The following is a 14,433-nucleotide window of genomic DNA, read 5'->3' on the forward strand; positions in this document are numbered from 1 at the left end:
CCCCGTCGACAGGACTTTTTGGCCCGGCCCAGACGCACGTGCCTTTCGGTTCCGGGAAGCAGCGCACGGATGATCGATAAGGCCAAGGGCCTGCCTGCCGACGAAGTGTTCCTCGATCTCGAGGATGCCGTCGCACCGGATGCCAAGGCCGAGGCCCGCACCCAGGTCGCAGTCGCGCTGGCCGAAGACGGTTGGGCGGGGCAGCTGCGTGGCGTGCGGGTCAACGACTGGACGACGCCGTGGACCTACGCCGACATCATCGAGGTGGTCTCGACCGCTGGCGCGCAACTCGACATCGTGGTGCTGCCCAAGGTGACTGATGTCTCACACATCCACGCGTTGCATTTGCTGCTGAGCCAGCTCGAGTCGACGCACGGATTGCCGGTGGGCCGCATCGGTATTGAGGCGCAAATTGAGAATGCGCAGGGCCTCACCAACATTGATGCGATAGCGGCGGGCCCGCGAGTGCAAGCGCTGGTGCTCGGGCCGGCGGATATGGCGGCCAGTCTCAACATGCGCACCCTCGAGGTCGGTGAACAGCCCGACGGCTACGACGTCGGCGACGCCCACCACCACGTGTTGATGCGGATTCTCATTGCGGCCCGTGCGAACGGCATCCTGGCGATCGACGGGCCGTATCTGAAGATTCGCGACGTCGACGGATTTCGGCGGGTCGCCGGTCGGTCGGCCGCATTGGGCTACGACGGCAAGTGGGTGCTGCATCCGGATCAGATCGTCGCGGGCAACGAGATCTTCAGCCCGCGCCAGGAGGCCTACGATCATGCGGAGTTGATTCTCGAGGCATACGAGTGGCACACGTCGAGCGCGGGCGGCAACCGCGGCGCGGCGATGCTCGGCGACGAGATGATCGACGAGGCGAGCCGAAAGATGGCGTTGGTGATCGCCGGAAAGGGCCGCGCCGCGGGCATGGTGCGCAAGGCCGACCCGTTCCGCCCGCCCGCCTAGGCCACAGCGACTAGGTCCACTGCCAGCCGCTGGCTATGAGGCCGATGTAGAGAAGCAGGGTGAGCACCATGAACGCGACCCCCAGACCGCCGAGGACCGCGCCGGCAAGCGCGAGGCCATACCCTTCCTGACCGGTGCGCTTGGTCTCACGCATCGCCATCACTCCGAGGATGAGTCCGGCGATCGACGATACGCAACACATCAAGCCGGCGATCGAACACACCAACGCCGCGATCGCCTGGCCGTTGGTGCCTGGCGGTTTCGTCAGCCGGTACGGGTCATAGCCGCCGGGATAGCCAGGGGCAGGCGGATAGCCCGGGGCACCGGTGAACTGCGGGGGATAGACCGGCGGTGGCAAACCGGCGCCGGTCGGATAGTCCACGGGCGCACCGTAATAGGGCTGTTGACCGCCCGAGTTTTCCAGCGACGGATACTCCATCCCTCGAAAGGGCTCGGCCGACCGGTCCGGATCGCTACCGGTCATCGTCAGACGTTCAGGAACACGATGGACCAGAAAATGGTGCTCAACAGCGACACCGCGCCCACCGCGATGCCGGCGATCGCCAGCCCGCGGCCACCTTCACCCGAAGTCTTGACCTGATTCAGCGCGACAACACCAAGCACGATGCCGATGATCGAGCCAAGGCCGAAGATGCAGAACGGGATGAATCCGATGACTGACGCCACCAGCGACACGATCGCCAGCGTGTTGGTCTTCTGCGCGGGCTGGCCATAGGCGCCTGCGTAGTTCGGAGCTGGGTAGCCCGTCGGCGGCGGCCCGTACCCGGGCGGTGGTGGTCCGTACCCGGGCGGCGGCGTGCCGTACTGCGGCGGCGTGCCGAACTGCGGCGGCGGGTACGCCTGCGCTCCGTAATTGGACTGGTCGGGGTACGGCGGCGGCGCGTAGCCCTGCGTACCCGGCGGCGGGTAGCTGGGCGGGGGCGTGTACTCCGGTGGCGGGTAGCTGGCTGGCGGATAGCCGGACGCCTGCGGATAGCCCGGCGTCTCGTAGCCCGCCGGCGGCGCGCTCGGCGTGTCGTAGGCCGGCGGCGGCGTGTAGGCGGGCTGCTCGGCTTCCTGCGGTGACTCCTGCGGCGACGCCGGCTGCTCCTTGGACTGCTCAGGCGCTTGCTCGATGGGCGGCGCCTCGTAGCCGCTCGAGGTCGGCTCTGACGTTCCTGCGCTGGAGTCGGATGACGCCGTTTGGCCTGCGTCTTCGCCAGGATTTGTCATGCTGATCAACCTAGCGCACGTGCGCGGGACCCGTAGCGGGCTCGCTACGGGGCACCTTTGCGCCCGTCGAGGCGTTGGTCTGAAGTGAGAGCGCGTGCGAAATCAGGCGCCGATGACAGGAGAATGAAGTTCGATGACCAGCCCGTTCCAGTCTGGACAGAATCTCGGTGCCACACCTGGCACGTCGGCCACGGGACGCGGTCCTGCCGCGCTGCCCACGCCGCCGAAGGGGTGGCCGATCGGTTCCTATCCCACTTACGCCGAGGCCCAGCGCGCGGTGGACTATCTGTCCGACCAAGAATTTCCCGTACAGCAGGTGACCATCGTCGGCGTTGACCTCATGCAGGTGGAACGCGTCACCGGCAGGCTGACCTGGCCCAAGGTGCTCGGCGGTGGTGTGCTGACCGGTGCGTGGCTCGGGTTGTTCATCGGCCTGGTCCTGGGCTTTTTCAGCCCCAGCCCGTGGGGTGCGTTGGCGACCGGGTTGGTTGCCGGTGTGTTCTTCGGCCTGATCACCTCGGCCATCCCATACGCGATGGCGCGCGGCACAAGAGATTTCAGTTCGACGATGCAGCTCGTCGCCGGACGCTACGACGTGTTGTGCGATCCGCAGAACGCTGAGCGGGGCCGGGATCTGCTGGCGCGCTTGACTATCTAGCGCCCTGGCCTTTTCCGCGTGGGCCCACACGTGAGTACGGGACTTGCGCTTGCGCGCAGACATCGCGGCGATGGCGGCAGTCGGCGCGTGCTCGGCCAGGTCACGATTGCGACGCGCGCCTTGAAAGTGTTGCAAATCGCGCGTATTTGGCAATACGGTTTCCGCGCGGGACGTTCCCGGCGGAACGGAGGCTGATGGTGCGCGCTCGGAAGGTAGGCGCCGCGGCATTGGCCGCGCTGACGACGGCGTCGGTGGTGACGGCGTGTGGTTCGAGCGGCGGTGGAACCGTCATCAACTACTACACGCCAGCAAACGAGGCCAATACGTTCACCGCCGTCGCCAAGCGCTGCAACGAAGAACTCGGCGGCCGCTTCACCATTCAGCAGATCAGCCTGCCAAAGGGTGCCGACGACCAACGGCTGCAGCTGGCACGCCGCCTCACCGGTAACGACAAGAGCCTCGACGTGATGGCACTGGACGTGGTGTGGACCGCGGAGTTCGCCGAGGCCGGTTGGACGTTGCCACTTTCCGACGACCCGGCCGGACAGGCCGAGACCGATGCCACTACCAACACCCTGCCCGGACCGCTGGAAACGGCCAAGTGGAAAGACAAGCTTTACGCCGCTCCTATCACGACAAATACCCAATTGCTTTGGTACCGTGCCGATTTGATACCGGAGCCGCCGACAACATGGGACGGCATGGTAGCCGAGGCGACGCGGCTGCACGCGGCGGGAGAGCCGAGTTGGATTGCCGTGCAGGGCAAGCAGTACGAGGGCCTGGTTGTCTGGTTCAACACTTTGCTGGAAAGTGCTGGCGGCCAAGTGCTCTCCGACGACGGCAAGACCGTCACCCTCACCGACACCCCCGAACATCGCGCGGCCACCGTCAAGGCGCTGCAGATCATCAAGTCGGTTGCGACCGCGCCAGGGGCTGACCCGTCAATAACGCAGACCGACGAAACGACCGCGCGGTTGGCGCTCGAACAGGGCAACGCCGCACTGGAGGTCAACTGGCCGTACGTGCTGCCGTCGTTGTTGGAGAACGCGGTGAAGGGCGGTGTGAGCTTCCTGCCGCTCAACGACCGCCCCGACCTGGCAGGCAGCATCAACGATGCCGGCACCTTCTCGCCGACGGACGAACAATTCAAGGTCGCCTACGACGCGAGCAAGCCGGTGTTCGGATTTGCCCACTATCCGGGTGTGCAGCAGGACGAGCCGGCCAAGGTGACACTCGGCGGTCTGAACCTGGCGGTCGGCAAGAACACCCAGCACAAGGCCGAGGCCTTCGAGGCGATCCGCTGTCTGCGCAATGTCGAGAACCAGCGCTACACCTCGGTCGAGGGCGGACTGCCTGCGGTGCGGACATCGCTCTACGACGATCCGGCATTTCAGGCGAAGTATCCGCAGTACGCCATCATTCGTGACCAGCTGACCAACGCGGCGGTGCGGCCCGCCACGCCCGTCTACCAAGCGGTGTCGACGCGGATTTCGGTGACGCTGGCGCCGATCACCGACATCGATCCGGAGCGGACGGCCGACGAGCTCGCCGAACAGGTGCAGAAGGCCATCGAGGGTAAGGGGCTGATCCCATGACCGCAGCTGCCGTTGAGCCGGTCGCTGCACCCGACGGTGCCAAGCAGGCCACCGACGACGTGCGTTCTGAGCGCCGGCTGGCGTTCCTGCTGATCGCACCCGCCGTCGTCCTGATGCTGGTCGTGACGGCGTATCCCATCGGATACGCGATATGGCTGAGCCTGCAGCGCTACAACATGGCCACCCCGCAGGACAATGCGTTCGTCGGGCTGTCCAACTACGTCACCATCCTGACCGACGGGTATTGGTGGACGGCGTTCGCGGTCACGCTGGCGATCACGGTGATTTCGGTGGTCATCGAGTTGGTGCTCGGCTTGGCGCTCGCGCTGGTGATGCACCGGACCATCTTCAGCAGGGGCGTCGTGCGAACCGCGGTTCTGATTCCGTACGGCATCGTGACGGTGGCCGCGGCGTACAGCTGGTACTACGCATGGACGCCGAGCACCGGCTATCTGGCCAACCTGCTGCCAGAAGGCTCTGCGCCGCTGACCGAACAGCTTCCGTCGCTCGCCATAGTGGTTCTCGCGGAGGTCTGGAAGACCACGCCGTTCATGGCGTTGCTGCTGCTGGCTGGATTAGCGCTGGTGCCAGAGGATCTGCTACGCGCGGCGCAGATGGACGGAGCGGGTCCGTGGAAGCGGCTGTTCAAGGTGATAATCCCGTTGATCAAACCCGCGATCCTGGTGGCATTGTTGTTCCGCACGCTCGATGCGTTCCGCATCTTCGACAACATCTACGTGATCACCGGTGGCGCGAACAACACCGGCTCGGTGTCAATCCTCGGCTACGACAACCTGTTCAAGGCGTTCAACGTCGGGTTGGGCTCGGCGATCAGCGTGCTGATCTTTCTGTCGGTCGCCCTGATCGCCTTCATCTTCATCAAGGGCTTCGGCGCGGCGGCGCCCGGAGCCGACGAGGGGAGTCGCTGAGATGGCCGAAGCTGACGATGCGGGCCCCCAGGCCCGAGGAGGAAGCGAGCAGACATGACGGACCGGGTGGGCGCGGGACGCGCCTCGGGCTGGGCGGTAATCAACACCCTGGTGATCATCTACGCGCTGTTCCCAGTGCTGTGGATTCTGTCCCTGTCGTTGAAGCCGACGTCAAGCGTCAAGGACGGCAAGCTGATTCCGGCGGAGATCACGTTCGACAACTACAAAGCCATTTTCCAAGGCGGTGCGTTCAGCTCCGCGCTGATCAACTCCATCGGCATCGGGCTGATCACCACCGTGATCGCGGTGGTGATCGGCGGTATGGCGGCCTATGCAGTGGCCCGGCTGGACTTCCCAGGCAAGCAACTCCTCATCGGGGTTGCATTGCTGATCGCGATGTTCCCGCACATCTCACTGGTGACACCGATTTTCAACATCGAACGCGCGGTTGGCCTATTCGACACTTGGCCCGGATTGATCATCCCGTACATCACTTTTGCACTGCCGCTTGCCATTTACACCCTGTCGGCGTTTTTCCGGGAGATCCCTTGGGATTTGGAGAAGGCTGCGAAAATGGATGGCGCCACGCCGGGCCAGGCGTTCCGCAAGGTGATCGCTCCGCTGGCCGCGCCCGGTATCGTCACCGCCGCGATCCTGGTGTTCATCTTCGCCTGGAATGACCTGCTGCTGGCCCTGTCGCTGACCGCCACCGAGCGGGCGATCACGGCGCCCGTGGCGATCGCCAATTTCACCGGCAGTTCTCAATTCGAGGAGCCGACAGGTTCGATCGCGGCCGGTGCGATGATCATCACCATCCCGATCATTGTCTTTGTTCTCATCTTCCAGCGACGGATCGTCGCCGGTCTGACGTCCGGCGCGGTAAAGGGGTAATTCGATGGCCGAAATTGTGTTGGACCAGGTGACCAAGAGTTACGCCAACGGCGCGACGGCAGTGAAGGATCTCTCCGTCACCATCGCGGATGGCGAGTTCATTATCCTGGTCGGCCCGTCCGGCTGCGGAAAATCCACCACGCTGAACATGATTGCCGGGCTCGAGGACATCTCGTCAGGTGAATTGCGCATCGGCGGCGAACGTGTCAACGAGAAGGCGCCCAAGGATCGTGACATCGCAATGGTGTTCCAGTCTTATGCGCTCTACCCGCATATGACCGTCCGCCAAAACATTGCGTTTCCGCTGACGCTGGCCAAGGTGAAGAAGGCGGAGATCGCCACCAAGGTCGAGGATGCCGCGAAAGTCCTTGGCCTGACCGAGCTTTTGGACCGCAAGCCAGGGCAGCTCTCGGGTGGCCAGCGACAGCGGGTGGCGATGGGGCGCGCAATCGTGCGCAACCCCAAGGCGTTCCTGATGGACGAGCCGCTGTCGAACCTGGACGCGAAGCTGCGGGTTCAGATGCGGTCGGAGATTGCACGGCTGCAGAGCCGGTTGGGCACCACGACCGTCTACGTCACCCACGACCAGACCGAGGCGATGACGCTCGGCGATCGGGTGGTCGTCCTGCTGGGCGGTGTGGCCCAACAGATCGGCACGCCCGAGGAGCTATACAACCGACCCGCCAACCTGTTTGTCGCAGGGTTCATCGGGTCGCCTGCCATGAACTTCTTCCCCGGCACCATGACCGACGTAGGGGTACGCCTGCCGATGGGCGAGGTCACGCTGACCCAGGATGTTCACGACGTGATGGGCCAGCACAAGAGGCCAAACAATGTGATCGTCGGTATCCGGCCGGAGCATCTCGCGGATGCCTCGCTAATCGACACCTATCAGCGGATCAGGGCGCTGGTCTTCGAGGTGAACGTCGACGTGGTCGAATCCCTTGGCGCCGAGAAGTATGTGCACTTCAAGATGGAGGGTGCCGGCGCCCAGTCGGCCCAGCTGGCCGCGGCCGCCGAGTCCGAGGTTGGTGAAAACGAGTTCGTGGCACGGGTTTCCACCGAGTCGAAGGTGACCCATGGCCAGAAGATGGAACTGGCATTCGACACCAGCAAGATTGCGATCTTCGACGCGGACACCGGCGAGAACCTGACCATCGCTGTCGGTGGCGGCAACGGACAGCCGGCGCCGGCGAGTGAGCCTGCGCCGGAGAGCGAGCCTGTGCCACCACCTCCGGCCGAGTGACCGACGTCCTGGCGCAAGTCCGTGCACACCTGCACGAGCAATTCGCCCGGGCGGGAGTCATCGCCGAGCCCGATGCGGCGAGCGTGACATTTCTCGGTGCCGAGCGCATCGAGGTGCTGCGATTCGGTCCCGACAGTGTGGGCGCATATCACTATGTGTCGCTTGGCTGTTCGCGGCATCCGATGTTCGACCCGACCGAGATGGTTACCGACGCGATACACGGGCCGCGCGCGGAGGTGGTGGTGGTGCTGCGCGGGCCGTCTCCAAAAGGCCTGTCCCGCTCGGTGGCCATCCTGGCCGCGGCGCCCGCGGTGGAAGGGTTGATGCTGGAACCCGATGCGTTGGTCGATCTGCAGTCACCACTGTGGGAGGGCGCGCCATTCACCGCATTCCTGTTGGGCCGCAGCGATATCGACGACGTCGCACTGCCGGCGCCGCGGCCACCGGTCACCATTTACAGAGCCATCCCGATCACCGGCAATGAGGCGGCGTGGGTGCGGCTCAAGGGTGCCGACGCGATGCGGGAGGCGTGGACGCAGGACGGGGTCGACGTGCTCGACCCGTCGCGGCGCGCCGCCAACCCCACCTGAGTCCTTCGCCGAGACTAGAGCCAGTGGTTGCGGCGGAACGCGCTGAACAGCAGTGTGCAGACGACCAGCATCACCAACAACACCGCCGGATAGCCCCACACCTGGTGAAGCTCCGGCATGTAATCGAAGTTCATCCCGTAGATGCCGGCTATCGCCGTGGGCACCGCCGCAATCGCGACGTACGCCGAGATCTTGCGCATGTCGATGTTCTGCTGCATCGCGACCTTGCCGACCGCGGCCTGCACCAGTGAGCTGAGCATCTCGTCGTAGCTGGTGATCCGGTCGGATGCCTGGATGTTGTGGTCAAGCACGTCGCGCATGTATCGCCGGACCTCGATCGAGATCAGGTCGTTGTGGTCGGTGCCCATTCGCTGCAGGGCCAGCGTCAAAGGACCGACGGCCCGTCGCAGCTCGACCACCTCACGCTTGAGCAGGTAGATGCATTCGATGTTGGTCTTTCTCGTCGGCGAGAAGACGTCCTCTTCCATCGCGTCGATATCGGTTTCGATCAGATCGGTGACATCGAGATAGCTGTCCACAACGTGGTCGGCGATCGCGTGCATGATCGCGTACGGGCCGAGCTTGAGAGTGGCAGGCGAGGCGTCCAGCCGCTTGCGCACCCCAGCCAGCCCGCTGTGCTCGCCGTGGCGAACCGTCACCACGAAATCCGCGCCGACGAAAATCATGATCTCGCCGGTCTCGACGATCTCGCGGGCCAGGGCTACGGATTCGTGCTCGACGTAGTTCACCGTCTTGAGCACCAGGAACAGCGTCTTGTCGTAGCGCTCGAGCTTGGGCCGCTGATGGGCGTGCACGGCGTCCTCGACGGCCAGCTCATGCAGGCAGAACACGTCGGCGACCGCCTGCATCTGATGCTCGTCGGGTTCGTGCAAGCCGATCCAGACGAACGCATCCGTGCCTTCGCGCTCCAGCTCGCGCACCTTGCTCAGCGCGGCAGCGTGGGTGTACCTGCCGACCAGCCGTTTGCCGTCGACGTAGATGCCGCAGTCGACCATGGCTCGCGCGACAGGAACGTGAATGGACGTTGCATCCGGGCCGGAGGCCTTGGACCGCACGACAGGTCGAAGCGATGGAGGCAACGCGCGAAACGATGGCATCGGGTCACTCTCCCCTGGATAAAGACAGCAACGCAGGTCTTTTGGCCCTCGCGCAATGTTACGCGGCCGCCCATATCCGCACCGGTCATGAGCAGGTTCGGACCGGGGATTCGACGGCTGATGCGAGTGCGCTAGTTTCGTGCGGAACCCAACTGGAGTCCAAGGAGCATCTGACGTGAGCACAAGTCCCCTCAAGGTCGCTGTCACCGGTGCCGCCGGCCAGATCGGCTACAGCCTGCTGTTCCGCCTCGCGAGCGGCTCGCTGCTCGGCGCCGATCGCCCGATCGAGCTGCGTCTGCTCGAGATCGAGCCCGCGCTCAAGGCACTCGAGGGTGTCGTGATGGAGCTCGACGACTGCGCGTTCGCGACGCTGGCCGGGGTGGAGATCGGCTCTGACCCGACGAAGATCTTCGACGGCGTGAACCTTGCCCTGCTCGTCGGCGCCCGTCCCCGCGGCCCTGGCATGGAGCGCGGCGATCTGCTCGAGGCCAACGGCGCGATCTTCACCGCCCAGGGCAAGGCCCTGAACGAGGTTGCCGCAGAGGACATCCGCATCGGCGTGACCGGCAACCCGGCCAACACCAACGCGTTGATCGCGATGACGAACGCGCCCAACATTCCGAAGGAGCGGTTCTCCGCGCTGACCCGCCTCGACCACAACCGGGCGATCTCACAGCTGGCCAAGAAGACCGGAGCCGCGGTCGCCGACATCAAGAAGATCACGATCTGGGGCAACCACTCGGCCACCCAGTACCCCGACATCTTCCACGCCGAGGTCGGCGGAAAGAACGCTGCCGAGGTCGTCAACGACCAGGCGTGGATCGAGAACGACTTCATCCCCACGGTCGCCAAGCGCGGCGCCGCGATCATCGACGCGCGCGGCGCGTCATCGGCGGCCTCGGCCGCATCGGCGACCATCGACGCCGCCAGGGACTGGCTGAAGGGCAGCCCGGACGGCGACTGGGTCTCGATGGCCGTCGTCTCCGACGGCAGCTACGGCGTCCCCGAGGGCCTGATCTCGTCGTTCCCTGTGACCACCAAGGACGGCAACTGGTCGATCGTGCAGGGCCTGGAGATCGACAACTTCTCCCGCGGCCGGATCGACAAGTCCACCGCCGAACTCGCAGATGAGCGCAAGGCAGTCACTGATCTCGGGCTGATCTGAGCGAAATATTCGCAATATTCACAACCCCGTCGCTGGCCTTGTTAATTACGCCAAGTAGCCTGTGCCGGTGACTGAAACGGTGCCGCAGGATGTCCAAAGCCCGCAGATCGTCATTGGCGACGAGGAGATCTTCTCTGCCCACGTCGGTGGAAAGCTGTCGGTAGCGCTGAACGCGCCGCTGGACACCCAGCGCGCGTTGTCGATCGCCTACACGCCGGGGGTGGCTCAGGTCAGTCGCGCGATCGCGGCCGACCACACGCTTGCCGCCAGGTACACGTGGGCCAACCGCCTTGTCGCCGTGGTCAGCGACGGCAGCGCCGTGCTCGGCCTCGGTGACATCGGTCCGGCGGCGTCGCTGCCGGTGATGGAGGGCAAGTGCGGGCTGTTCAAGACGTTCGCCGGCCTGGACTCGATCCCGATCGTGCTGGACACAAAGGATCCTGACGAGATCGTCGAAACGCTGGTGCGACTGCGCCCGACGTTCGGCGCGGTGAACCTTGAGGACATCTCCGCGCCGCGCTGCTTCGAGATCGAGCGCCGTGTCATCGACGCGCTGGACTGCCCCGTCATGCACGACGATCAGCACGGCACCGCGATCGTCGTGCTTGCCGCGCTGCTGGGTGCGGCGAAGGTGCTCGACCGCGATATGACCTCGTTGCGGGTCGTCGTCTCCGGCGCGGGTGCCGCTGGCGTGGCATGCGCGAATATTCTTCTGTCCGCTGGCATTTCGGATCTCACGGTGCTGGATTCACAAGGCATCCTGCATGCCGGGCGCTCGGACATGAACTCGGTCAAGGCCGAGCTGGCGCAGCGCACCAACCCCGATGACCTCACCGGCGGCCTTGTCGAGGGCATCAAGGGCGCCGATGTGTTCCTCGGTGCGTCGGGCGGTGTCGTGCCCGAGGAATTGATCGCGTCGATGGCGCCGGAGTCAATTGTGTTCGCACTGGCCAATCCCGATCCCGAGGTTCACCCGGCTGTGGCCGCCAAGTACGCCGCGGTGGTGGCCACCGGCCGCAGCGACTTCCCGAATCAGATCAACAATGTGTTGGCGTTCCCCGGGGTGTTCCGCGGCGCGCTCGACGTCGGGGCGCGCCGAATCACCGAGGAGATGAAAGTCGCTGCCGCCGAGGCGATCTTCTCTGTCGCGTGCGAGGATCTAGCGCCGGACCGGATCGTTCCAAGCCCGCTGGATCCGCGGGTCGCGCCTGCCGTGGCGGACGCGGTGGCGGCGGCCGCCGGCGTATAGGTGTTCGCCCGCCGGCTGGCGTTGGCGCTGGCCGCGCTGATCACGATGGTGACCGCGGGCTGCGGTGAGCAGATGGGTGCGCCGTCGATCGCGGTGGGCGCCAAGCCGGACGCCGAGTCAGCGCTTGTAGCCCATCTGTATGCGGCCGCATTGCGCTCTTACGGCAGCCCTGCGCACGTGGAGTCGGGCAGTGATCCATTGTCAGAACTCGACTCCGGACAGATCCGGATCGTGCCCGGACTTACCGGCCAGTTCCTGGCGCGGTTTCAGCCAGATGCCCCCGCGCGCTCGGCCGCGCAGGTGTATCGCGCGATGGTGTCCGCGCTGCCAGAGGGCGTGGCCGCGGGCGACTACACCACCTCCGCCGAGGACAAACCGGCGTTGGCCGTCACCGAGTCAACGGCCGACGCCTGGGGCGGCCGCGACGTGACGGTGGCAGCCCGCAATTGCGACAAGCTCAACGTCGGGCAAGTCGCCGGTGCGCCTCGACCCGCCGCCATAGGCACGTGCGCGATCAAAAAGGGGCGTGAATTTCCCGACAGCGCAACGCTATTCGCGGCACTGCGGGCGGGGGAGATCAACGCGGCATGGACGACGACCGCTGCGCCGGGCATCCCCACCGAGCTGCTCACGCTGTCGGATCGCACGTCGTTGATCCGCGCCGAGAACCTGGTGCCGCTGTATCGGCGCAACGAGCTGACCGAATCGCAGGTGCTCGCCATCAACGAGGTGGCCGGTGTGCTGGACACCGCCGCGCTGGCGCAGATGCGCGCCCAGGTCGCCGACGGCACCGAGCCCGGTCTGGTGGCCAACGCGTTCCTGGCCGAACACCCGCTCGGCGACTAATCCCGCCCCGCGCAGACACCTAGTGCGCGTTGGGCACCATTCGCGACATCACCGTCGAGAACAACCGCTGATACCCCGAGCCGGTCGCGCGCACGATGACGTCGAGCACCTTGGCGTCGGCTCCGACCAGCACGCGGGCCTTGTTCTTGCGAACGCCGTCGAGGATGATCCGCGCGGCCTTCTGCGGTGACGTGGCGGCCAACTTCTTGTCGAAGGTCTGCGCCAGTTCTTCCTTGTCCAGGCCTTCGACGGTCTCCATGTTGCGGGCGATCGCGGTCTTGATGCCGCCGGGATGCACTGTCGTCACCTTGACGGGATGTCCGGCCACCTCCATCTCCTGGCGCAGCGCCTCGGTGAACCCGCGGACCGCGAACTTCGCCGCGTTGTATGCGGCCTGACCCGGTACCGAGAACAACCCGAAGATGCTGGAGATGTTGATGACGTGCCCGTCGCCGGAGGCGATCAGGTGGGGCAGGAACACCTTGGTGCCGTTGGCGACGCCCCAGAAGTCGACATCCATCACTCGCTCGATGTCCTTGAACTGGCTGACCTCGACGTCACCGGCGAACGCGATGCCCGCGTTGTTGTAGATCTGGTTGACCTTGCCGAAATGCTCGGCGACGGCGTCGGCGTACACCCCGAACGCCTCGCGCTCGGTCACGTCGAGCCGGTCGGCCTTCACCGGTGCGCCGATGGCCTTCAAGCGCTCCTCGGTGGCCGCCAGGCCTTCGGTGTCGACGTCGCTGATCGCCACCATTGCGCCCGAGCGTGCCAGCTCGATCGCGAGTGCCTGCCCGATGCCCGACCCGGCGCCCGTCACTGCAGCGACCTTCCCGGCGAAGCCCTCCATAACCACACTCCTCGTGTCCGTTGACTCCGGTCGAGGCTAGCCGGTACCCGCGGTCCGCCCTACAGGGCCCTAGGCAGGCTTGGTTGCGGTGATGACGTGGGTGCCCATCCCCGGCGCCCACCACATGCGCCAGCCGAGGTTGCGCCGGGTCACCTCGGTCCACCCGAGGTCACGCAGCTGACGGGCGTAGTGATTGGTGAAGAAGATGTCGACCAGGATCAATCGGCCACCCGGTCGCAGCACACGCGCCGCCTCGCTGATGGCCTTCTCACGCCCGCCCCGCTCCGAAATGTTGTGCACCACAAGGCTGCTGACGATCACGTCGACGCTGTTGTCGTCGAGTGGCAGAGCCGTGATGTCGGCAGTGCGTACCTCGACACGGTCTGCGACGCCCTCGATTTCGGCGTTGCGCATCGTGTTCTGCTGCGAGTTACCGGTCTGGTCGGCGCGCCAGATGTCGACGCCGATGGCGCGGCCCTTCGGGAGCAGTTTGGCCGCGGCGAGCAACACCGCGCCGCGCCCGCAGCCCATGTCCAGCAGTGTCTCGTCGCCGCGCAGCCCCAGGTGTTTGAGGATTTGCGCCCATACCTCGAACTTGCCGACGCGGGTGGTGCGGATGAACAGCGCCGCGGTCGTCACGATGGATGCGCCGACGCCGCCGGTCACCGCCGCGGCGACGGGCCGTCGACGGACAAGACTTCTGGCCGCCAATGTGAGCAGTGCGGCGCTCGTCGCTCCCGTGATGCCGGCGACGACGGGGGCGGGTACGGCGCGATAATCCCCGTCGAAGCCATAGTCGGCCTTGTGGTGGCGAACGTCTACAACAGTCATCTACCCACGGTAGATCCGCTCCAGCGACGATGGGCCGCTACGTCTTTTGCTCCCAGCACTCCCGAAGCGGGCTCTCCTACGGCGCGAACGCCTCGTCCAGGATCTCCTGCTGCTCGACGGCATGCACCTTCGACGAACCCGACGACGGCGCCGACATGGCGCGCCGCGAAATCCGTTTGATGCCAGTCAACTTCTCCGGCAGCACCTCCGGCAGCGCCAGACCGAAGTTCGGCCACGCACCCTGGTTGGCCGGCTCCTCCTGCACC

16 protein-coding genes are annotated in these 14,433 nt (G+C 65.5%); 10 read left to right on the forward strand and 6 right to left on the reverse strand.

Annotation, left to right across the window (positions count from 1 at the left end):
• Positions 1 to 18 precede the first annotated feature (18 nt).
• A complete protein-coding gene (locus VFH65_RS07715; protein ID WP_414688377.1) occupies positions 19 to 966 on the forward strand; it encodes an HpcH/HpaI aldolase/citrate lyase family protein in 948 nt (315 codons plus the stop codon).
• Positions 967 to 976: 10 nt separating this feature from the next.
• On the opposite strand, the gene VFH65_RS07720 is transcribed toward VFH65_RS07715, so the two are convergent.
• Both VFH65_RS07720 and VFH65_RS07725 read right to left on the reverse strand, forming a co-directional pair.
• Positions 977 to 1,450 carry a DUF4190 domain-containing protein gene (locus VFH65_RS07720; RefSeq protein ID WP_353320564.1) on the reverse strand — a complete coding sequence of 158 codons (474 nt, stop codon included), beginning with the start codon at positions 1,448 to 1,450 and terminating at the stop codon, positions 977 to 979.
• Positions 1,451 to 1,452: 2 nt separating this feature from the next.
• The gene (locus tag VFH65_RS07725) at positions 1,453 to 2,199 is read right to left on the reverse strand and encodes a DUF4190 domain-containing protein (protein ID WP_353320565.1); all 747 of its coding nucleotides are present in this window, start codon (positions 2,197 to 2,199) and stop codon (positions 1,453 to 1,455) included.
• A gap of 133 nt (positions 2,200 to 2,332) precedes the next feature.
• Between VFH65_RS07725 and VFH65_RS07730 the strand changes: the two genes are divergently transcribed.
• The 6 genes from VFH65_RS07730 to VFH65_RS07755 all read left to right on the forward strand — a co-directional run bounded on the left by VFH65_RS07730 (position 2,333) and on the right by VFH65_RS07755 (position 8,108).
• Positions 2,333 to 2,857: a general stress protein gene (locus VFH65_RS07730; protein WP_353320566.1), complete on the forward strand. Its 525-nt coding sequence runs from the start codon at positions 2,333 to 2,335 to the stop codon at positions 2,855 to 2,857.
• Positions 2,858 to 3,051: 194 nt separating this feature from the next.
• On the forward strand, positions 3,052 to 4,452 hold the full coding sequence (locus VFH65_RS07735) for an ABC transporter substrate-binding protein (RefSeq protein ID WP_353320567.1): 1,401 nt from the start codon (positions 3,052 to 3,054) through the stop codon (positions 4,450 to 4,452).
• Positions 4,449 to 5,381: a carbohydrate ABC transporter permease gene (locus VFH65_RS07740; RefSeq protein ID WP_353320568.1), complete on the forward strand. Its 933-nt coding sequence runs from the start codon at positions 4,449 to 4,451 to the stop codon at positions 5,379 to 5,381. The genes VFH65_RS07735 and VFH65_RS07740 overlap by 4 nt, the downstream gene beginning before the upstream one ends.
• Before the next feature lie 66 nt (positions 5,382 to 5,447).
• A complete protein-coding gene (locus tag VFH65_RS07745) occupies positions 5,448 to 6,272 on the forward strand; it encodes a carbohydrate ABC transporter permease (RefSeq protein WP_353320577.1) in 825 nt (274 codons plus the stop codon).
• 4 nt (positions 6,273 to 6,276) lie between these two features.
• Entirely contained in the window at positions 6,277 to 7,518 is a 1,242-nt protein-coding gene (locus tag VFH65_RS07750; RefSeq protein WP_353320569.1) for an ABC transporter ATP-binding protein, read from the forward strand.
• Entirely contained in the window at positions 7,515 to 8,108 is a 594-nt protein-coding gene (locus VFH65_RS07755; protein ID WP_353320570.1) for a suppressor of fused domain protein, read from the forward strand. Before VFH65_RS07750 ends, VFH65_RS07755 begins: the two co-directional genes overlap by 4 nt.
• Positions 8,109 to 8,122: 14 nt before the next feature.
• Here VFH65_RS07755 and corA read toward each other — a convergent pair whose 3' ends face one another.
• Positions 8,123 to 9,226 carry a magnesium/cobalt transporter CorA gene (gene corA / locus VFH65_RS07760; protein WP_353320571.1) on the reverse strand — a complete coding sequence of 368 codons (1,104 nt, stop codon included), beginning with the start codon at positions 9,224 to 9,226 and terminating at the stop codon, positions 8,123 to 8,125.
• A 175-nt stretch (positions 9,227 to 9,401) separates the two neighbouring features.
• On the opposite strand from corA, the gene VFH65_RS07765 reads away from it, so the two are divergent.
• The 3 genes from VFH65_RS07765 to VFH65_RS07775 all read left to right on the forward strand — a co-directional run bounded on the left by VFH65_RS07765 (position 9,402) and on the right by VFH65_RS07775 (position 12,486).
• Positions 9,402 to 10,391 carry a malate dehydrogenase gene (locus tag VFH65_RS07765; protein ID WP_353320572.1) on the forward strand — a complete coding sequence of 330 codons (990 nt, stop codon included), beginning with the start codon at positions 9,402 to 9,404 and terminating at the stop codon, positions 10,389 to 10,391.
• 67 nt (positions 10,392 to 10,458) lie between these two features.
• The gene (locus tag VFH65_RS07770) at positions 10,459 to 11,640 is read left to right on the forward strand and encodes an NAD(P)-dependent malic enzyme (RefSeq protein WP_353320573.1); all 1,182 of its coding nucleotides are present in this window, start codon (positions 10,459 to 10,461) and stop codon (positions 11,638 to 11,640) included.
• A gap of 45 nt (positions 11,641 to 11,685) precedes the next feature.
• On the forward strand, positions 11,686 to 12,486 hold the full coding sequence (locus tag VFH65_RS07775) for a glycine betaine ABC transporter substrate-binding protein (protein WP_353320578.1): 801 nt from the start codon (positions 11,686 to 11,688) through the stop codon (positions 12,484 to 12,486).
• A 19-nt stretch (positions 12,487 to 12,505) separates the two neighbouring features.
• Here the strand turns inward: VFH65_RS07775 and VFH65_RS07780 are convergent, their stop codons facing one another.
• The 3 genes from VFH65_RS07780 to VFH65_RS07790 all read right to left on the reverse strand — a co-directional run.
• Positions 12,506 to 13,336, reverse strand: a complete 831-nt coding sequence (locus VFH65_RS07780) for an SDR family NAD(P)-dependent oxidoreductase (RefSeq protein WP_353320574.1) — start codon at positions 13,334 to 13,336, stop codon at positions 12,506 to 12,508.
• A gap of 69 nt (positions 13,337 to 13,405) precedes the next feature.
• Positions 13,406 to 14,167, reverse strand: coding sequence for a class I SAM-dependent methyltransferase (locus VFH65_RS07785; RefSeq protein WP_353320575.1), 762 nt, complete (start codon positions 14,165 to 14,167; stop codon positions 13,406 to 13,408).
• A 76-nt stretch (positions 14,168 to 14,243) separates the two neighbouring features.
• Positions 14,244 to 14,433, reverse strand: a 190-nt coding sequence (locus VFH65_RS07790; protein WP_353320576.1) for a hypothetical protein, incomplete at its 5' end; no start/stop codon positions are given.

This window comes from Mycobacterium sp. (assembly GCF_035697385.1).
Lineage (GTDB): Bacteria > Actinomycetota > Actinomycetes > Mycobacteriales > Mycobacteriaceae > Mycobacterium.